Source organism: Halioglobus sp. D3-4 (assembly GCF_055809315.1).
This window is the reverse complement of record NZ_CM147907.1, coordinates 1,641,525-1,660,411: the sequence shown is the minus strand read 5'-3', so window position 1 is coordinate 1,660,411 and position 18,887 is coordinate 1,641,525. Positions and strand designations below refer to the sequence as shown.

Below are 18,887 nucleotides of genomic sequence, written 5' to 3'. Positions count from 1 at the left end.
CTAAAAATAAGAGACCCGGAGAACGACGTTAGAGCGGTCTTAGAGCACCTATTCCTACGCCGGTATTAACCGGATCAGGTTCAAGGGTTTGTCTGTTTCTGCAACAGACATCTCAGGCCGAAGCCACCCCTTAGGATTGAGGCGAGGAGTATAGGGGTTGGATTGCCAAATTCCAAGCGGCCTGTAACAAGAGATGACTTTGGACATTCAAAGCTCGTCACTCTTCTTGGGTTTGGTTTGGCATGGGGGTTACAGTGTGTTAATTAAAGCTATCCTGATAGCGTGTGGGAGGGGGCGTGGCATCCAGAAGCTTCACAGAGCAGGATTGCCTGGCATTTGTTCAGCGATCACCCGAGGCGGTTGCAGCCCATGATAAAGCAGCCTGGTTGTCGCTGTTTGCTCAGTATTGCATTGTGGAAGACCCGGTAGGTGCCGCGCCTTACGTCACTGGCGTCTTCGATGCACCCACAGGGTATCGGTCAAAAGGTCGCCTGAGTCGTTTCTACGACACGTTTATCGCGCCCAATACGATTCGTTTTGACGTTGAGCGGGATAGTGTCTGCGGTTTGCACGTGGTTCGGGACCTGACTATCGAGATCACCATGGCACCGCAGGTGGTGGTGCGTGTTCCGATGCATCTGCTGTATGAGCTCACCGTGGAAGCAGGGGAGTTGAAGATATTTCGCCTGGCAGCACACTGGGAGCTGCGGCCCATGCTGCAGCAGCAGGTGGCCCAAGGCCGGGCGTTTATTGGTGTCGGTGTAGCATCCACTGCGCGTATGCTGCGCCATCAGGGCTTATTGGGAATGGCGGGCTTTATGCGCGCGCTGTCCAGTGTCGGCGAGGCCGGCAAGGCACAGGCAGGTCGCTTTGTGCAGTTCTTCAATGCCGGTAATGTGGCCGGTGCACAGGCCCTGTTCCTGGAGCCCACAGCCTTGATCAGCTTCCCCTACGCCCGGCGCCGCCTGAGCATTGCCGATTGCATAGCGCAGGGCGGCGAGCTGCGTCTGGGCAAAATACTGGCTGCCGGTAACACGGTATCGGCGACTGTAGATTACAGCGGGCCGATTGGCCAGCATAGCGGCGTGGTGTATTTTGAACTGCAGACAGCAGGGTTGCGCATCGCATCGCTTGATTTTTACTGGGACTGGTCAGCGAATTCGTAATCCAGTGCTGGCAGTGCTCTGCCCCTTCACGACGCAGACTAAAGCACCGTTGCAAGTGGGATTTACCACCCCGACACCGTATAATCGCGACTTCTTTTTTCCAGACAACCGATACCCATGACTGTACGCACCCGTGTTGCACCTTCTCCCACCGGTGACCCCCATGTAGGCACCGCTTATATCGCCCTGTTCAATTATTGCTTTGCGCGCGCGCACGGCGGACAGTTTTTGCTGCGCATCGAAGACACCGACCAGTCGCGCAGCACTGCAGAGTCTGAGCAGGCCATTCTGGATTCTCTGCGCTGGCTGGGTCTCGATTGGGACGAAGGGCCGGATACCGGCGGTGAGCATGGCCCGTACCGCCAGAGCGAACGGATGGCGATATACAGTCAGTACGCACAGCAATTGGTAGAGGCCGGTAAGGCGTTCATTTGCTACCGCACAGAAGAGGAGTTGAATGAACTGCGCGAGGCGCGCCGCGCGGCGGGTAATAGCACTGCGCTCAAGCCCTCGGATTTACAACTGAGTGAAGGGGAGGCGGAGAAGCGTCGCCAGGCCGGCAGCCCACATGTGATACGCATGCTGGTGCCGGAAGAGGAGGGCAGCTGCGCCATCGAAGACATGTTGCGCGGCACGATAGAGTTGGACTGGGGCATGGTCGATGCCCAGATACTACTGAAATCCGACGGCATGCCGACCTATCATCTGGCCAATGTGGTTGATGACCATCTGATGGGCATCACCCACGTATTGCGTGGTGAAGAGTGGATCAACTCCGCGCCCAAGCATAAATTGCTGTATGAGTATTTCGGCTGGGAGATGCCCACCCTCTGCCACCTTCCGCTGTTGCGCAACCCGGACAAGTCCAAGTTGAGCAAGCGCAAAAACCCAACCAGTATCCTGTACTACCAGCGCATGGGCTATCTGCCGGAGGCATTGCTCAATTATCTGGGCCGAATGGGCTGGTCCATGCCGGACGAGCGAGAGAAATTTTCACTGCCGGATATGGTGGAGAATTTTGACATCCAACGCGTTTCCCTCGGTGGCCCTATTTTCGATGTGGAGAAACTCAGCTGGCTGAACGGCATGTGGATACGGGAGGAGTTGGATGACAACCAGTTGGCCCAGCGATTGGTAGACTGGGCCTACAACCGCGAGAATCTCATGCAGGTTCTGCCCCATGCACGCAAACGCATGGAGACCTTGAGTGATCTCGCACCGCTGGCGGGCTTTTTGGTCTCTGGCACGCTGCCCATCCGCGAAGAGAGTTTCTCCTCCGTTTCAGGCGAGCGCGAGGATATCGTCAGAAACATGCAATTCGCGCTGTGGCGGCTGGAAGAGTTGCGACACTGGAGCAGAGACAATATCTGGGATGAGCTGAAGGCGCTGGCAGATGTACTGGATGTCAAGGTAAAGGATTTTCTGGCCCCGCTTTTTATTGCCATTGCCGGCTCCAGTGCCTCGTTTTCAGTGGTAGACTCGATGGAATTGTTAGGGCCTGATATGAGCCGCGCGCGCATACGCCACGCGATAACCGTGCTGGGCGGCGTATCCAAAAAAGCGATGAAAAAACTGGAAAAGAGCTACCGGGTGTTAAATGAGGGTTAAGTGATGGCAGGCAATATGGCTTCTTCGATGATGGCGACGCTGCTGCGCGCCAGCAACGGTATTCAGAGTGCGCCAGCGGCGCTGAAGCCGGAGCAAACCCTGCAACTGTATGACATCGAAAACTGCCCTTACTGCCGACTGGTGCGAGAGGCCCTGACAGAACTGGATCTGGATGTAGAGATTTATCCCTGTCCCAAAGCCGGTGAGCGCTTTCGGCCAGAGTTGATGGCACGCGGTGGTAAGGCCCAGTTCCCGTACCTGGTTGACCCCAATACCGGTGCAGAGATGTACGAGTCCCTGGACATCGTCGCCTATTTGTTCCGCACTTATGGGCAGCGTGAACTGCCGCTGAAATGGAAGGCGGGCAAGTTACAGACACTGGGTTCGATGCTGGCCAGCGCACCGCGGGCTGGCCGTGGGATGAAGGCGAAGCCGGGCAGGCTGCCCGAGTATATGCTTGAGCTGTACAGCTTTGAATCCAGCCCCTACGCGAGACCTGTTCGGGAGTTGTTATGCGAGATGGAAATACCCTACATCCTGCGCAACTGTGGTCGCACGCGCTTTGAGGAGTGGGTGCTGCCGCCACTGCGGGAACGCCTGAATATCAACCCGGACAGCGAGGTGGAGAACCGTCAATTGCTGCAGGACACGGAAGGCAAGGTTTCAATACCCTATCTCTATGACCCGAATACGGAGCGGGGTCTGTTTGAGTCGGCTGATATTCTCGACTACCTGTGGGATGTCTACAGCGAGTAATTTACGTCAAAGCGCGGCGATGATAGAACTCGCTACCCAGTCGATTCAGTGCTGATGCCCGCCCGGGCCGTGCACATGACCGTGCGCCAGTTCCTCGGCGCTGGCGCTTCTTGTTTCCAGTATCTCGATATCGAATACCAGCGTTTGGCCAGCCAGCGGGTGGTTGGTGTCGATATCTGCCGTATGCCGTCCCGCCTTGGCCACGGTGACGGTGCGCAGACCCTCACTGCTACTCAGTTGCACCACAGCCCCTGCACGTAATTTGCCTTTGAAAGCGAGGTGTTTGATCGGTACCCGTTGGACCCCGTTGGGATTGCGCACGCCATAGCCTTCCTCGGGACTCACGGTGGCGCTGAACTGGTCCCCGCTTTGCCTGCCAGCCATGGCAGATTCCAGCCCGGCGATGATATTGTTGGCGCCGTGCAGGTATGTTGCCGGCTCCCCCTCGCGTGAAGTCTCCAATTCTTTGCCCGACTCATCGCATAAAGTGTAGTGAAAGCTGACTACTGTTTCGGGTCCTATCTGCACTGCCTGTCTCCTCTGCCGGGTGGTGTGCAGATAGTAAAGGCATAAGTCGGAAACTCCTAGCCCTGACTTAACCGGATTGAGCCGCTATACGGTAGAGCGGCCCTGTTACCTGTTCTATTGCTGTGTGACATTCGATACGTCAGTATGGGGAATCTGCGAGGGACTCAGGTGTGAGCGCTTTCGCATTCCGGTCCGATAGCTCTTGATTCATCTTTGATGGTAGGGCCGCTTCGCATTACAATACGTGAATTGTTTTTCCAGACAAGTACTTATGGACGAATAGTATCAGAACCCAAAGGTGACGAGGGCACGCAGGGCTCCGAGACAGGTATAGCCTGAAACAAGCGGCATTCCTCCTTTCTACGACTTGACTACTATGCCCGATGGCGTATTCGGTGGACGTTAAAAATGAAGAAATTGTTTTTGCATATTGGACTGGGTAAAACAGGGTCCTCTGCACTTCAATCATGGCTTTCTCTCAACTCCAAGGAATTGTCCAAACAGGGCGTCGACTACGCTGATCTGGTACCCCATGCGAAAACCGGTGAGGTTTCATCCGGCAATGGCTACGACCTGCAACGCGCGCTGATCGATCAGGACTTTGACGAAGTGGAACGCTTGTTGACCACCACCTACTTTTTCAACCCCAAGAATAATGTGGCACTTGTCAGCTGTGAATTGTTCCAGGGGATCCGGGCGCCATTTGTAAAGAAAATTCATGACATCTGCACCAAATGCGATATAGACGTCACTGTCATTGTTTACATACGCAGTGTCTATGAGCAGCAGTATTCAACCTATCTGCAGGGCATCAAGCGGAGCTCCATCGCCCACCGTTTCGGGGAGCAGAGTTCAGATATTGCATTTGACCGCTCGGTGGAATATCTCAGGCGTTATGTGCGTGTGTTTGGCGACAAGGTAATCGCAGTTAATTATGACGTTGCAAAGAAAGATATATACGGCTCGCTCGCGGAAATTATAGGCATCGACACCAAGGGTCTGAAAAGGCTGAAGAAGAAGGTCAACCGAAGCTTGACATTGGAGGAGGCTGAAGTGCTGCGGCGCATGAACCGACTGCACGGCGGTATTTTTGCGACAAATATTTCTGATTTCATCATCAAGGCCTCGCCCGATATTGATACGCCTATTGTGTATGATCGCGCGCTGTTGGAGCAGGTCCGGGATGCCACCGAGGAGGATCTGCTCTGGGTCAATGAATATTTCAAAATACCTACTCCAGTTGCCTCAGACAATTACGATGGGCACTCCAGCGCTGAGCCGCCGGTTCCTACCCGAGAGTCCTATCAACCGGTGGTCAGATGGGCTCTGGAATTTAATCCGGGAGCAGCCGTTAGAATGGAGTTTGCGGATTTCCTGGAGAAACTTGTTACTTTCATCGAGGAGTTTTCAGCGGATGATGCCAAGGCGGTTAAGCAGAAGCTCAAGCGTGTACAGGGTGAGTTTGCCAGGGAAGCCGATACCGGCAGTCACGAAGCAACCGATAACGCTTTTGAGGCGCAACCCGCCGCCGGGGAACCCAAATCCCGCACACCTGCACATATCATCACTTATTTTTTTGACGGCGATTCGTTGAGTGAGGATATGGGTGCGGAGATAGGTGAGAAATTCAGCGACTGGTTGTCCACGTTTTCGAAGCATACCGTAGGTAGCAGTATCAATGCGGTAGCGAATACCACGCTTGTGAGCCGCGATGATGCCGCTCCGATTGACAAGGGGGTGGCGATGAGCGGTTATACGCTGGTGGAAATTGATGATATGGATACCGTGCTCTCACTTGCCGGTAGTTGCCCACTTCTCGAAGCCGGCGGTGTTCTGGAAGTTTCCAGAACCGCCAATCGTCGCGACCTATGGTCGCACCTGTGACCGACGAGCAGGTTGCGGGCATTCACGGGGAAAGCGCTGAGGTAGAATCTCAAAGCTTGGCCGAGGCGATCAGTCAGGATGTCGCCCAATTGGTGAATCACCTGCGCTGCAGTGACGCGCCGGACGAGGTGCTGGCGGAAACAACCCGGCATATCCAGCGAGCGATGGAAACACTCAAGCCCTGGTTACAACAGGGCGAGGGATGGTCTACGATATCCATCGGCAGCGACATGTCCCAAATTGTCTGGCGCGACGATGACATCACCTCCGTGATGCCCTACAGCCCGGTCAGCGGAAGGCGCAACCCTATTGCGCTGCCGCTGAGGCTTTGGAAGCACGGCGATGATGAGGTCCGCGGCGAAGCCACTTTTTCATCGACCTATGCCGGCCCACCCAACTCGGTTCATGGCGGTATTATCGCCGCCGTATTCGATGAAATCCTTGCGATGGCCAATGTGGTATCGGGGCGCGCCGGCTTTACCGGTACCCTTACGATTAAGTACCATGACAAAACGCCCTTGAATACGCCTATTGAATTGCGCGGTATGAATGTGCGAAAGGACGGACGAAAACAGCATAGCCGCGGAGAAATGCGCGTGAACGGCAAGGTGACTGCAACCGCCGAAGGTCTGTTTATCTGCGCCGCCGATATAGAAACCTAGTCAGCGCGTATTGTCAGGCTTTCTTTAATGCCAGCGCCGCCAGTCCGGCTGTCAGCCATTCAAACACCAGGGCACCGTAAGTATAGCCCGCTACAGGCTCCGCACCGGTTGCTGTGAAGTACAAACGGGAAATAGCGAGCCCTCCGACCAGCAACAGTAGCGCTGTTAGCGCTGGTCCCCTGAAATCCATGCGCAGTGCTCCCAGTAGACAAAAAACCCCAAAGCCCAGTTGGAGGCCACCGTACATAGCCCCCATTTCGGCATAGGCATCGCCGTTGGTCAGCGTGAAACCGGCGTATCCGGCAGGCAGTAGTGGGGAGTACAGGCAAGCCAATCCATAACCGATAAACACCAGCGCTGAAACCCAAAGAAGTGCTCTACCCAACATGATTGTCTCCTGAAGATCGGTGGGGGGTGCGCTGAAGCTTAGCACATGCGCGCGCCCGGATGACCTGGTTCGCCTCTGAAGGTGTACACTGAGGTATTTGTAGAGTTGACAGAGGGGGTGGCTAACACTAGAATGCGCTGCTTCCTGTGGATCAAGTCGCGTTAAAAAGCTATTTTGATCAACAAGTTAGCACAGTTTTTGGGGCTATAGCTCAGCTGGGAGAGCGCAACACTGGCAGTGTTGAGGTCAGCGGTTCGATCCCGCTTAGCTCCACCAAACCAAAAGCCGGCATTCGCGAGAGTGTCGGTTTTTTTTGGTTCTAGCACCGCGTGCGAACCGCTGACCGTGTCAGCGCAGGGGGCCTGCCCGTTCGATCCCGCTTAGCTCCACCAAACAAAAAGCCGGCATTCGCGAGAGTGTCGGTTTTTTTGGTTCTGGCACCGCGTGCGAACCGCTGACCGTGTCAGCGCAGGGGGGGCCTGCCCGTTCGATCCCGCTTAGCTCCACCAAACAAAAAGCCGGCATTCGCAGAGTGTCGGTTTTTTTGGTTCTGGCACCGCGTGCGAACCGCTGACCGTGTCAGCGCAGGGGGCCTGCCCGTTCGATCCCGCTTAGCTCCACCAAACAAAAAGCCGGCATTCGCGAGAGTGTCGGTTTTTTTGGTTCTAGCACCGCGTGCGAACCGCTGACCGTGTCAGCGCAGGGGGCTGCCCATTGGAATGTCGATATCCTCCATGCCTGTTTTTATTTCACATGCCAGGGTGCGGGCGAGGTATCATACAATCGTACTGCGCCAATAAGTATTGAGTGTGGAAAGGTTAACAGCAGACACATCATGATGGGTTGGTACATGGAGGCGACAATAAAAGTGTCACAAGATGAAGCCATTATGGACGCCGCATTGGCGAACGAGTTTGCCGATCACTGGATTGCGGCCTGGAACCAGCACGATCTCGAGAAGATTCTGTCTCACTATACGAGTGATTTTGAGATGTCATCCCCAGTTATTGTCGAGGCAATGCAGGAGCCATCGGGGACTCTCAAAGGAAAGGAAAAAGTGAAGGCCTACTGGTCAAAGGCTTTTCAGAAATACCCAGATTTGAAGTTCGAAAAGCTCCACGTTTTAACAGGTTCGAATAGCGTTACAATCATCTATAACGGAGTTCGGGGGTTGTCAGCAGAATCGTTTCACTTCAATCACAGCGGAAAAGTCCACGCTGCGTTTGCGCACTACCTGAAGTGATTTACTCTATATTGTTAGTGACTATATGCTTTTTGGTGTGTCGGTGTTATTGGCACCATGTTGGTGCGGGGAGCCCCGGCACCGGGCCGTCGCTGCCATTGGAATGAGTACTGGCGCACAGAACCGTGTGGGAATCGGACTCCGTTCTCAGTCTGATAGCTAATTAATAGTGATCTTTTCACTCTGAATGTAGAATCATCCTAAAGCTGCTAAGTCAACCTGCTTGACCTGTATCAGTGACAGAACTGGATAAATGAGTTTTTCTTGAAAATGTACCTGTTTTCCAAAATGATAGAAGCGATAGCGTTAGAGCTAGTCATAGGGCTAGTAAATAGGGATGTACTATGAGCTTTTTAAGTGCCAAAGATAGAAAAACCAGAAAGTGGAGGAAGCCTGAGTTTGATAAACGCTCTGTGAAGGAGGAGGTTCTTCACGGTCACATTGAGTCCCTGGATGCAGGTACGTTAACTGGCTGGTCAGCTTCATCGATTAGTGATGAACCGGTGCTCGTAAGTGTAATGTGTGAGGGGCGTATTGTGGGTACTGGAAAGGCAGATCAATATCGGAAAGACCTCGAAGAGATGAATATTCACAAGGGATTTCATTTTTTCACTATCGAATTGCAGGATATCGTGACGGATAAAAAGAGCGTTGAATTATCTCTCTGTGAGGCCGAATCCCTGGAGCCGATACAGCATTCAGAGTTCTCGGTATGTACTGATATTACCGATGTCTTCATTGGTTCTATCCGGTATGCGGATGGGCATATCCATACAACGCTGCATGCAAAAGCCAGTTTAAAAGGTCGGCAGTTTGTCGTCTATTCGGATGACGAGCCGATCAGCACGGTGACCATTTCCGGCCATGACGAAACCATCGGCATACGCGCTCCGTTACCCGCCAGCCTGTTGGATGGTTCAGACAAACTCCTGAAATTTGGGATCGAAGGGTCTCCCAATATGCTGGGGATGGAAATTGTCAAATGTGAGTGTATTCCAACGCCTTGGACGCACATAAACAAGAGCTACAAAAAGCCCGGTTTTCTGTCGTTACCCAAGCAAGCCGGCCATCGTTACGAAACACTGGAATATCAGATCGAAGCGATTAGCAGAGGTGAGACGTCGTTAACGATTAAAGAACTCAATCTGCTGCACAACGCACTGGTCAAGTCATTTGAAAATCGGAAGCAGTTCCCGCCCTTCAAACTGCCCAAATATGATAATCCAAGAGTCAGTATCATCATCCCGGCACACAACAAGTTTGCGTTGACATATCATTGTCTCGCGTCAATTGCGTTTTCATATAACAAAACGAGCTATGAAGTTATCCTGGCAGACGATTACTCCACCGACGAGACCAGCGCAGCAGAGGAGATCATCGGTAATCTCGTGGTGTCCAGAAACAGCGAAAACCTACGTTTTTTGCGCAACTGTAACAAGGCGTCGAGTCTCGCCAAGGGTGAGTACATCCTATTCCTGAACAACGATACGGAAGTGACATCCTACTGGCTGGATGAATTGGTCGCGGTTTTGGATGCTGATCCGGAGTGCGGCATGGTTGGCTCCAAACTGATCAATGCAGATGGCAGTTTGCAGGAAGCGGGCGGAATTGTCTGGAGTGATGGCAACCCCTGGAATGTTGGGCGAAACTGCAACCCGATCGCTCCGGAATTCAACTACGTCCGAAACGTAGACTATCTGACCGGAGCTGCGATGTGCATTCGCCGTGATCTCTGGCAGGAGGTAGGGCTGTTCAGTGAGGAGTTTGCACCGTGTTACTTTGAAGATACCGATCTTGCATTCAAAGTCAGGAAGGCAGGTTACAAGACAATCTACACTCCGTTTTCACAGGTGGTGCACTTCGAAGGCCAGAGTCACGGTACGGATGTCACCAAAGGGCTGAAGAAAAACCAGGTCCTCAATCAGAAAAAATTTGGCGCAAAATGGTTTAAAGCATTTCGGGATAACGGTGTCGCCAGCCTCGACAATTTGCTGATAGAAAAGGACAGGAATGTTGAACATCGCGTCCTTGTGCTGGACTATGCCACGCCGCAGCCTGACAAGGATGCAGGCAGCTACGCAGCGATTCAGGAAATCAAGTTACTCCAGGCGCTGGGATGCAAGGTCACATTCGTGCCGGAAAATCTGGCTCACCTCGGGTCTTATACGCTGGATTTGCAGCGTATGGGCGTAGAGGTTTTGTACGCACCTTTCTACAGCACTATCAGTGAGATATTCGCCAGAAGACTCCCTGAAATGGACGCGGTCTACCTGACGCGCTATGTCGTGGCCGAAAAGTATATCGACACTATACGTTCACAAGGGAACGCTCGTATCTTGTTCAATAATGCCGATCTACATTTTCTGCGAAGAATGCGCGCGTCCCTGTCCGGCAATGCGGGTGAGGAGGAGTTGCAAAAGGCACTGGCAACACGCGACGCCGAGTTGGATGTTTGCAGAAAAGCGGATGCCGTGCTGAGTTATACGCATACGGAGCACGCAGTAATCACATCCCATATTTGCGAAGTGGATAAACTGCATTTGACACCCTGGGTACTGGAAGAGAAAGAAGAGGGTCCTGCTTTCGCACAAAGAAAGGGTATTGCGTTTCTGGGTAGTTACAATCATCCACCCAACAGGGAAGCACTAAACTATCTGGTAGAAGATGTTATGCCACTGTTGTTGAATGTGCGCCCGGATATAAAACTGTCAGTCTACGGTAGCAATATGCCGGATGATTACGATGAGCTCGATTGCGAAAACATCGAAATCGTAGGCTTTGCCGAAACTCTGGACGAGGTGTTTCACGAACACAGGGTATTCGTTGCACCGTTGCTTTCTGGCGCTGGCATAAAAGGGAAGGTATTGGAGGCCATGGCCTATGGTACGCCCTGTGTCATCTCGGAAATGGCAGCGGAAGGCACAGGGTTGTCTCATGGTATCAGCGCATTGATAGCCGACACTGATACCCCGGATGCCTGGGTGAACGCCATCATCAAGTTGTATGACAACGAGGATCTCTGGGATAAGTTTTCCGAGAACGAAAAAATTATAGCCAATGAAAAGTACTCTTTTGAACACGGCGTCAATGAGTTCCGAAAGATACTTGCGAGTGTCGAACTCTACTCGTAACGTCATTGCATGAACAAACAAGCCTCAATAGCAAAAATAACCTTAAGCGCGCAGTAAAGGGCTGACGGTGCGAAAAACCATAGCCAAGCTCATGCGGGGGAAAAAGGGCAGGTGCGACGGTATGCGGAGCGTAATCCTCCATTATCATTTGTTTAAAAATGCAGGCACCTCGCTGGATGAGAGTTTTAAGGCCAACTTTGAGCCGAGTCAGTGGGTGACCCAGGAGTTTTCATCTGAAGCGCCTAAGAATCAGAGGCAGCTACACGACTGGATTGCAGAAAGCGTTAATGCCAAATGTTTTTCGTCGCATACCGCGCAATTGCCACTACCAAAGGTTGAGGGCGTGCGAATTTTCCCCGTCATATTCTTACGTCACCCTATAGACAGAGTAGCATCGGTGTATGCGTTCGAGCGCAGGCAGGGCAGCGATACCTACGGCTCGGAGCTGGCCAGAAGAACGAATTTGTCCCAGTATGTTGAAGCGCGTTTGGCGCGACTGCATGATTACCAGTGTCGGAACTTTCACGTGCATCGATTTTCCGCAATGTTTCCCCGCTCTCCGGGCACTGTATTGGAACGCGCCCAAAAGGCAGCAATGAACCTCCCGTTTGTCGGTGTGGTTTCTCGCTTTGACCAGTCGCTAGAGAAGTTGGAGAGTGCGCTGCGGGAGTTTGGTTTTAAAGATATAGTATTGAAAAGTACGCAGCAGAATGTTTCTAGAGACATAGATATGACAATGGATGAGAAGCTTGAAGACATTCGGGAAAAGATGTCTCCCCAAACGTATCGAGCTCTTATAGAGGCGAATCAGGACGATATCGCGTTTTTTGAATCCGTAGACAGCAAGTTTTAGTGATATTTCTGCTGTGTCTCCATCATAATAGCGTCTGGGGAACGAGGGGCTGGAACCACTCGAAGCAGAGTTCCAGTAGGTGGTCAGACATCGGGTTCCGGCTTAGGCGGTGATGTTTTGGCAGAACTCGTAGTGTCAGCACATATTTGTGAAAGGGATGTAGTGCGATGGCCGATTTCGAGACTGTGATCACAAAACGCACTGTCCCAGGTGTGCGGTAATCCTGTACTCTCTGGGGTTGACGGGGCTGTACAGTATTTTCCGCATAAGTTGGACATAAGAATTTTCCACACACTCGTCGCAGGTATGACGGTGTTAACAGGATAGAGAAGAACAGCGTGAGCGCGACATACATTCTTGGGATTTCAGCCTATTATCACGATAGCGCGGCTGCGTTGATTCGCGACGGCAGCATCGTAGCGGCCGCGCAGCAGGAGCGGTTTACCCGAAAAAAGCACGATCCGGATTTTCCTGCCGAAGCAATCCAATATTGCCTAGAGGAGGCGGGAATCGGCGTCACCGATATCGATCACGTGGTGTTCTATGATAAGCCTTTTGTCAAATTTGAACGCCTGTTGGAGACCTACCTGTCGTATGCGCCGAAAGGATTCCGCTCGTTCATAGCTGCCATGCCGGTCTGGCTGAAAGATAAACTCTACCTGAAGACTACGCTTAAGCGTGAACTGGCCAAGCTCGGCAATTGCAAACAGGGTGATTTGCCCGAGCTGATGTTTGCCGAGCACCACCAATCCCATGCGGCTTCGGCGTTCTTTTTCAGCCCCTATGAAAAGGCAGTCGTGCTGTGCCTTGATGGGGTAGGAGAGTGGGCTACCACATCGGCATGGATGGGGGAGGGTAACCGGCTCACCCCATTGTGGGAGATAGACTTTCCTCACTCTCTGGGCCTGCTGTATTCAGCGTTTACCTATTTCACCGGCTTCAAGGTCAATTCCGGCGAGTACAAGTTGATGGGCCTTGCGCCCTACGGCCAGCCGGTCTATGTGGATCTCATCCTGGAAAATCTGATCGACTTGAAAGCAGACGGTACGTTCCGTCTCGATATGTCATATTTCAATTATTGTACCGGTCTGACAATGACCAATGACAAGTTTGCGCAATTGTTCGGCGGGCCGGCGCGCACATCGGAAACAGAGATCACCCAACGCGAAATGGATCTGGCGGCGTCGATTCAGAAAGTGACCGAAATGGTTGTAATGCGCCTGGCCCAGACGCTGCACAAGGAAACGGGCGCGGAGTACCTCTGCCTTGCGGGCGGCGTCGCATTAAACTGTGTATCCAATGGTATCTTGCTACGTGAAGGGCCGTTCAAGGATATCTGGATACAGCCCGCTGCCGGCGATGCCGGCGGAGCACTCGGTGCCGCTTCAGTGGTTTGGCACCACTATAAGGAAGGCCCGCGCGAGGTGGATAACAAGGCCGATTTGATGACCGGCGCCTATCTCGGGCCAAAATTCTCCCAGCAGGGCATCAAGCGGGAACTGGATGCCTACGGTGCCGTCTACCAGCAACTTCCAGACGCCGAACTGTTTCCTCGCGTGGCACAGATTCTCGCCGATGAAAATGTCGTGGGCATGGCGCAGGGGCGTATGGAGTTCGGTCCCCGGGCACTGGGTGGGCGCTCGATCATAGGTGATCCGCGCAGTCCGAAGATGCAGTCAGTTATGAATCTGAAAATCAAATACCGTGAGTCCTTCAGACCGTTTGCTCCGGCAGTACTCGCAGAAAGGGTATCCGACTACTTTGTACAGGACCGCCCCAGCCCGTATATGCTGCTTGTCGCACCGGTGGTGGAAGAGCAAAGGATTGCGATGACGAAAGAGCAGGAGCAATTGTTCGGTATTGCCAAGCTCAACGTGCCACGATCACACTTGCCGGCCATTACGCACGTAGATTATTCTGCGCGTATTCAAACCGTACACAAAGAGACCAACCCCTATTTCCACAGTATCCTCAGTGAGTTCAATAAACTGACTGAGTGTGGTGTGCTCGTCAATACCTCGTTCAATGTGCGCGGTGAGCCGATTGTGATGACGGCGGACGATGCCTACCGCTGCTTTATGCGTACTGAGATGGACTACCTGATAATAGATAACTTCCTGCTCGCGAAAACGGATCAGCCCGCCTGGGAGGGCAGCGATAGCTGGAAAGATGAGTTTGAGTTGGACTGATGGCTATGCATGAAATACCAGAGTTGGATCGTAAGGGGTTGCGCGATTTCGGAGTCGTGACAGGTCTTATTATAATCGGCCTGTTCGGTGTCTTCTTCCCGTGGATATTCTCGCAGATTCGGTTGTTACACAGCTATGATTTCTGGGGTGCTCTGAACCCGGCCGTAACAAGCTTACGCTGGCCTTTTCTACTCGGCGGGTTACTCGTCATCTGGGGCATTGTTGCGCCCATGAGCCTCAAGGGGATTTATTCCGTCTGGATGAAGTTCGGTATCATGATGAGTAAGGTGATGACGCCGCTGATTATGGGCATCGTGTTCTATCTTGTGTTTGCACCTATAGGCTTTGTGATGAGAATTCTGGGCAAAGATTCGATGGCACGAAAGCTGGATGCCGATGTTGATACATACCGGATTATTTCTAAAGACAATCCGGTGAAGAATTTGGAGAAACCGTTCTAATGGTCGACCTGTTAAAAGATTTATGGGGTTTCATGCGGGAGCGGAAGAAGTTCTGGCTGGCGCCGATCATTCTCGTAATGCTCCTGTTGGGTGTGCTCCTTGTGGTTGCACAGGGTTCAGCGGTAGCCCCGTTCATATACACATTGTTCTAGGCGGACAAAGCCCGGTTGGTCTCGTGCCATAGCGGGAAAGTCCGTTGAGATAGCAAGTACCCCTGCCGCCCACAGCGCGAGGGTCTACAGAGCGTTATTCCAAAAATAAAGGTTCGGAGTCATCGCCATGGCCGGGATTGGTAAAGATAAAGTGTACGGCATGCTATTCGTGGTTATTCACACGCTCGGTGCCTTATTGTGTCTGTATACGCTGGACCAGATGTGGGAGCACCGGGTGTTGGTGCGCCTGCTGCTCGAACGCATTCCAATCATCGGTTTGATGGGCGGTACTGCACTGCTGGCGATTCTCTATCTGATAATACTTTCGACTCTGATAGCGGGGGCTGGTGCTGTCGTTCAATTGCTGCGTACCCGGCATATGGATACGTTAACCGCCGATGCGCCGTTCCGTTTGCGATGCGTGCTCTATGTTGCAATGGGATGTCTGTGCATCTGTGTCTTCTACCTCTCGACGCCCGATACATTCTCAGGTCCGTTCCGGATACGGCATACGATATTTGCCTGGATTACTGCCAGCCTCGCCTATAGCTTTTGGTGTGCTCTTCCCAAACTGGGATTTGGAGCCCCGACAAAAATGCGTCGGTGGGCCGACTTGATCGCCATGAATGTATTCATTGCGTTGATATTGGCAGAAATTACACTGCGTGTCGCCGCGGCCGTATGGCCCACCCCTTTACTGGTTACCGAGCATAGCTCGTCCGAGATTCGTCGTGACTCTGAACGCATCGAACCAGGCGTGCCCCGATTTTCGTTCCCGATAAATTCCACGGGACACTATGATACCGAGTTCCTGCCGCGCTCAGAACGCTCTTTACCGATGGTAGTCAGCATTGGTGACTCATTCAGCTACGGTGTGGTACCGCACTATTATCATTACTCGACGGTTGCCGAGCGAGCATTTCCAGAGGCAGAGATCTACAATATCGGTTTTCCCGGGACGAACCCTGTCGACTACCGCCATCTGATGGTTGACGAAGCGCTGCCGCTGGAGCCGGATCTGATTGTGATAGCAATTTTTGTCGGCAATGACATTGTGGCTCAAGCGGCACCAACTTCGTCACTCGGCTGGTACGATGCCCAGAATTATATGGCGGGTATTGTCTGGCACCGTTTACAGATACTCGATCGTGCGAAGGGTGCCAGCGACTGGACCAAGGAAACTGGAGAAGTGATGGGCGAGGATCTTGTCACTCGCTATCCATGGGTTGCTGATCCGTCTCAGGAGACGCCGAGTATGAGCGAGGATATTTACCTTGAGCTGGAGTCACGCAATGCGTATCAGGGAGCTATTGATCACCCGGGTGTGTATGACCGCTTTTTCGCGGCGTTAGGGGAAATTGAAAAGGCAGCAGGTGATATCCCGCTGGCGTTTCTGATTATTCCTGATGAATATCAGGTTAATGATGAACTCTGGCAGGCGGTTGTTGCGAAGCATGAAGTGCCGCTACAGCGCGATTTGCCGCAGCGTAAGATCCGCGAATGGGCTCGCGAGGGTAATCGCGATATTATGGACCTGCTGCCTTTGCTTCTGGCTGAGAAGCCGCTCGACGACGGTCAGCTCCACTTGTATCACCTGCGCGACACGCACTTCAACGCGCGCGGTAACGAAGTCGCCGGTCGCGCTCTTGCGCAATTGATTGAAGCGAAATTTTCTGGCGCTGAGGTACCGGATTATCCGATGCCGCCAGACAGATCAATGGCACTACCTGTGCAGGAGAGCGTTGTCGCAACTCCTACTGCACAACCGGTTGAGGCCTCTGATACGGAATACGCTCCCGACCCGACAGATGAGGCTACTGAAGTCCTGCGCCAGTTTGGCACCGTGATATCTTCTGTAGGCATAGACGGTACCAGGGTGATGGATGAATCCCTGCTGCACCATCCCAAGGAAGACATAAAATCCGCGATTATTGTCGTTCTGAATGGAGATGTTGCGCCGGATCAAAAGGCTTTCGCGAGAGAGGCGGCTCCCGTCCTGGCTTTCTTTCAGCCTGATGTTGGGGATGCCGGGGTAGCTCTGGATGAACAGCGCCCTGATCAACAGACATGGAGAAGTATCGTGGAGGCGGAGATACAGCAAATCAGTCGCGACCTGGCTTCGAGCCCTGCGACTCAGTGATGTGCCCTGTATCCATGACTCGTCGGCCTGATGGAGGGGATTCAAGATAATGGCTTTGGCGTTCCGGAAACAGAATCGATCGGCGTTCACTAATTTCCTGCGCTCAAAATATGAGATGTTCACGGCGGCCGAGCGGGTTGAAACGTTGCCGTACTACATTACCATTGACCCTTCTGATACCTGTCAGCTGCTGTGCCCTACCTGTCCCACTGGTATTGAGAATGAGAGTAAGAAGCAGAAGGGTATAGCCACGACTCTCTATCGCGCAGACCGCAAGAAACTCAGCCCTGAACTCTTCGACAGTGTGCTGGAGGAACTGGCAGACAAACTGTTTCTCATAATGTTCTATAACTATGGCGAGCCACTGCTGAACCCGCGTATTCATCAGTACATCGCCAAGGCCACCGCGAATAACATAGCGACAGAGTTACACACGAACCTCTCTCTGAAACTTTCTGATGAGCGTATAGAGCAGCTCCTGAGTGCAGGCGTCGGCCGACTTAGCGCGTCCATAGACGGGTTCTCACAGCAGGCATACGAGGTACATCGAGTTGGGGGCGACGTGAGTCTGGTGCACGACAACCTGAAACGGCTGGCGCAGACCCGCGATCGACTCGGCTTGGATACAGAAATCTTCTACAAGTTTCTTATCTTTAAACACAATGAGCACGAGATTGAGGATGCGCGCCAGTTTGCCGAGGACATCGGCGTTCAGTTCCTCTCAGGTGACGCCTTTATTCATGACCAGAGCTGGCTGCCCAGCCACCGCCAGGATGAGGTGCCGTATTACTCACAGAACGAGACGGATGCTCTGGTCGAGCGTTGGAAATCCTCGGGAGGGCGAGAGGACTACTTTTTCGAGCACGAGCATCACCCCTTCTGGAACATCATTCCCAAAGAACTCGAGGCCATCCTGCCACAATCCTGCAGTTGGCACTATGGCTACTCAGTGGTCACAGCCGGTGGCCCGGTCGCGCCGTGCTGTGCGGTATCAAAGGATTCGGATGACTTCGGCACTGTGGTACCTGGCGAGGTGAGTTTCAGCGATGTGTGGAACAATGAACACTACACGAAATCTCGCAGGGCTATGGCCGGAAAATCAACTGACGCTTTGGCGCATGTCGATGCAGTCTGTACACGCTGTTACTTCCCCAAGTTGGTGCATCACCTTCACAACAGCCATGACTATTTGGTTGCGCAGCGCTTTGCCGAGGTGTTCGGTACCGCCGAACCCGAGATGTCAAAGGCGTTTACATTTTTGGGTGATGGTTTCGGGTCTGCTGACGTCGCTGGTTTCATCGCGCACTACGAACAGCACTTGAGTGGGGACGAGATCCCACAGACAATCCCTGTGGAGAATATCGATACAGCGCAACCTGAACTGTCGAGCGAAGAGGCGACCGAAATATTACAGCAGTTTGGCTCTGTCGTATCGACTCTAAGCGACATCGGGAGCAAGGTCTATGATGCTTCTTTGTTGCAACACCCCAAAGACGCGATTTTTTCTGCGATAGTGACTATCCTCAATGGGACAGGCCCCAGCGATCAGCAGAGCTTTGCCCGGGAGGCGGCGCCGGTTCTGGCATTCTTCCAGCCCATGGTAGGGGAAGTCGCGATTGACGTCGACGCCTTACGCTCAGATCAGAGCGCCTGGCGACGGGATGTCGAGTCAGAAATGCAGAGGTTTCATCGAGAAATAGCTGCACGAAAGGAAGCCCCTGGTTAA

The 18,887-nt window shown here is 52.9% G+C and carries 15 protein-coding genes, 1 tRNA gene and 1 riboswitch; of the genes, 14 read left to right on the top strand and 2 right to left on the bottom strand.

Features of this window, described 5'->3' with window-relative positions; genetic code table 11:
• Positions 1-34: 34 nt before the first annotated feature.
• Positions 35-141: riboswitch (TPP riboswitch) on the bottom strand.
• Between the two features lie 155 nt (positions 142-296).
• From AC0L6S_RS07180 to AC0L6S_RS07170, 3 genes are all read left to right on the top strand, one after another.
• Positions 297-1,166: a nuclear transport factor 2 family protein gene (locus AC0L6S_RS07180; protein WP_473427744.1), complete on the top strand. Its 870-nt coding sequence runs from the start codon at positions 297-299 to the stop codon at positions 1,164-1,166.
• 117 nt (positions 1,167-1,283) lie between these two features.
• Positions 1,284-2,774 (top strand): glutamate--tRNA ligase, encoded by a 1,491-nt coding sequence (gltX, locus tag AC0L6S_RS07175; protein WP_473427743.1) that lies wholly within the window; start codon positions 1,284-1,286, stop codon positions 2,772-2,774.
• A 3-nt stretch (positions 2,775-2,777) separates the two neighbouring features.
• Positions 2,778-3,530 carry a glutathione S-transferase N-terminal domain-containing protein gene (locus AC0L6S_RS07170; RefSeq protein WP_473427742.1) on the top strand — a complete coding sequence of 251 codons (753 nt, stop codon included), beginning with the start codon at positions 2,778-2,780 and terminating at the stop codon, positions 3,528-3,530.
• 45 nt (positions 3,531-3,575) lie between these two features.
• Here the strand turns inward: AC0L6S_RS07170 and AC0L6S_RS07165 are convergent, their stop codons facing one another.
• Positions 3,576-4,058: an FKBP-type peptidyl-prolyl cis-trans isomerase gene (locus AC0L6S_RS07165; RefSeq protein ID WP_473427741.1), complete on the bottom strand. Its 483-nt coding sequence runs from the start codon at positions 4,056-4,058 to the stop codon at positions 3,576-3,578.
• A gap of 408 nt (positions 4,059-4,466) precedes the next feature.
• Between AC0L6S_RS07165 and AC0L6S_RS07160 the strand changes: the two genes are divergently transcribed.
• Together AC0L6S_RS07160 and AC0L6S_RS07155 are read left to right on the top strand one after the other, a co-directional pair.
• Complete coding sequence (locus AC0L6S_RS07160; RefSeq protein WP_473427740.1) at positions 4,467-5,942, top strand: hypothetical protein; 1,476 nt, start codon at positions 4,467-4,469, stop codon at positions 5,940-5,942.
• Positions 5,939-6,604: a PaaI family thioesterase gene (locus AC0L6S_RS07155; RefSeq protein WP_473427739.1), complete on the top strand. Its 666-nt coding sequence runs from the start codon at positions 5,939-5,941 to the stop codon at positions 6,602-6,604. Before AC0L6S_RS07160 ends, AC0L6S_RS07155 begins: the two co-directional genes overlap by 4 nt.
• A gap of 13 nt (positions 6,605-6,617) precedes the next feature.
• On the opposite strand, the gene AC0L6S_RS07150 is transcribed toward AC0L6S_RS07155, so the two are convergent.
• Positions 6,618-6,992, bottom strand: coding sequence for a DUF4345 family protein (locus AC0L6S_RS07150; RefSeq protein WP_473427738.1), 375 nt, complete (start codon positions 6,990-6,992; stop codon positions 6,618-6,620).
• A gap of 200 nt (positions 6,993-7,192) precedes the next feature.
• Here AC0L6S_RS07150 and AC0L6S_RS07145 point away from each other — a divergent pair.
• The 9 genes from AC0L6S_RS07145 to AC0L6S_RS07105 all read left to right on the top strand — a co-directional run bounded on the left by AC0L6S_RS07145 (position 7,193) and on the right by AC0L6S_RS07105 (position 18,887).
• Positions 7,193-7,268: transfer RNA gene (locus AC0L6S_RS07145), tRNA-Ala, on the top strand.
• A gap of 559 nt (positions 7,269-7,827) precedes the next feature.
• Positions 7,828-8,235: a nuclear transport factor 2 family protein gene (locus AC0L6S_RS07140; protein WP_473427737.1), complete on the top strand. Its 408-nt coding sequence runs from the start codon at positions 7,828-7,830 to the stop codon at positions 8,233-8,235.
• A gap of 536 nt (positions 8,236-8,771) precedes the next feature.
• Positions 8,772-11,366: a glycosyltransferase gene (locus AC0L6S_RS07135; protein ID WP_473427736.1), complete on the top strand. Its 2,595-nt coding sequence runs from the start codon at positions 8,772-8,774 to the stop codon at positions 11,364-11,366.
• A 121-nt stretch (positions 11,367-11,487) separates the two neighbouring features.
• On the top strand, positions 11,488-12,219 hold the full coding sequence (locus AC0L6S_RS07130; protein ID WP_473427735.1) for a sulfotransferase family 2 domain-containing protein: 732 nt from the start codon (positions 11,488-11,490) through the stop codon (positions 12,217-12,219).
• Positions 12,220-12,557: 338 nt separating this feature from the next.
• A complete protein-coding gene (locus AC0L6S_RS07125; protein ID WP_473427734.1) occupies positions 12,558-14,408 on the top strand; it encodes a carbamoyltransferase family protein in 1,851 nt (616 codons plus the stop codon).
• 5 nt (positions 14,409-14,413) lie between these two features.
• Positions 14,414-14,869 (top strand): SxtJ family membrane protein, encoded by a 456-nt coding sequence (locus AC0L6S_RS07120; RefSeq protein WP_473427733.1) that lies wholly within the window; start codon positions 14,414-14,416, stop codon positions 14,867-14,869.
• A complete protein-coding gene (locus tag AC0L6S_RS07115; RefSeq protein WP_473427732.1) occupies positions 14,869-15,021 on the top strand; it encodes a DUF5989 family protein in 153 nt (50 codons plus the stop codon). Before AC0L6S_RS07120 ends, AC0L6S_RS07115 begins: the two co-directional genes overlap by 1 nt.
• Positions 15,022-15,148: 127 nt before the next feature.
• On the top strand, positions 15,149-17,161 hold the full coding sequence (locus AC0L6S_RS07110) for a hypothetical protein (protein ID WP_473427731.1): 2,013 nt from the start codon (positions 15,149-15,151) through the stop codon (positions 17,159-17,161).
• A 49-nt stretch (positions 17,162-17,210) separates the two neighbouring features.
• A complete protein-coding gene (locus AC0L6S_RS07105; protein ID WP_473427730.1) occupies positions 17,211-18,887 on the top strand; it encodes a radical SAM protein in 1,677 nt (558 codons plus the stop codon).

Bases quoted from the DNA above. Each gene is read 5' to 3' on its own strand.
- AC0L6S_RS07140 (WP_473427737.1), top strand. From the start codon at position 7,828: ATGATGGGTTGGTACATGGAGGCGACAATAAAAGTGTCACAAGATGAA.
- AC0L6S_RS07105 (WP_473427730.1), top strand. From the start codon at position 17,211: ATGGCTTTGGCGTTCCGGAAACAGAATCGATCGGCGTTCACTAATTTC.
- AC0L6S_RS07170 (WP_473427742.1), top strand. From the start codon at position 2,778: ATGGCAGGCAATATGGCTTCTTCGATGATGGCGACGCTGCTGCGCGCC.
- AC0L6S_RS07150 (WP_473427738.1), bottom strand. From the start codon at position 6,992: ATGTTGGGTAGAGCACTTCTTTGGGTTTCAGCGCTGGTGTTTATCGGT.
- AC0L6S_RS07130 (WP_473427735.1), top strand. From the start codon at position 11,488: ATGCGGAGCGTAATCCTCCATTATCATTTGTTTAAAAATGCAGGCACC.
- AC0L6S_RS07115 (WP_473427732.1), top strand. From the start codon at position 14,869: ATGGTCGACCTGTTAAAAGATTTATGGGGTTTCATGCGGGAGCGGAAG.
- gltX (WP_473427743.1), top strand. From the start codon at position 1,284: ATGACTGTACGCACCCGTGTTGCACCTTCTCCCACCGGTGACCCCCAT.
- AC0L6S_RS07160 (WP_473427740.1), top strand. From the start codon at position 4,467: ATGAAGAAATTGTTTTTGCATATTGGACTGGGTAAAACAGGGTCCTCT.
- AC0L6S_RS07120 (WP_473427733.1), top strand. From the start codon at position 14,414: ATGCATGAAATACCAGAGTTGGATCGTAAGGGGTTGCGCGATTTCGGA.
- AC0L6S_RS07110 (WP_473427731.1), top strand. From the start codon at position 15,149: ATGGCCGGGATTGGTAAAGATAAAGTGTACGGCATGCTATTCGTGGTT.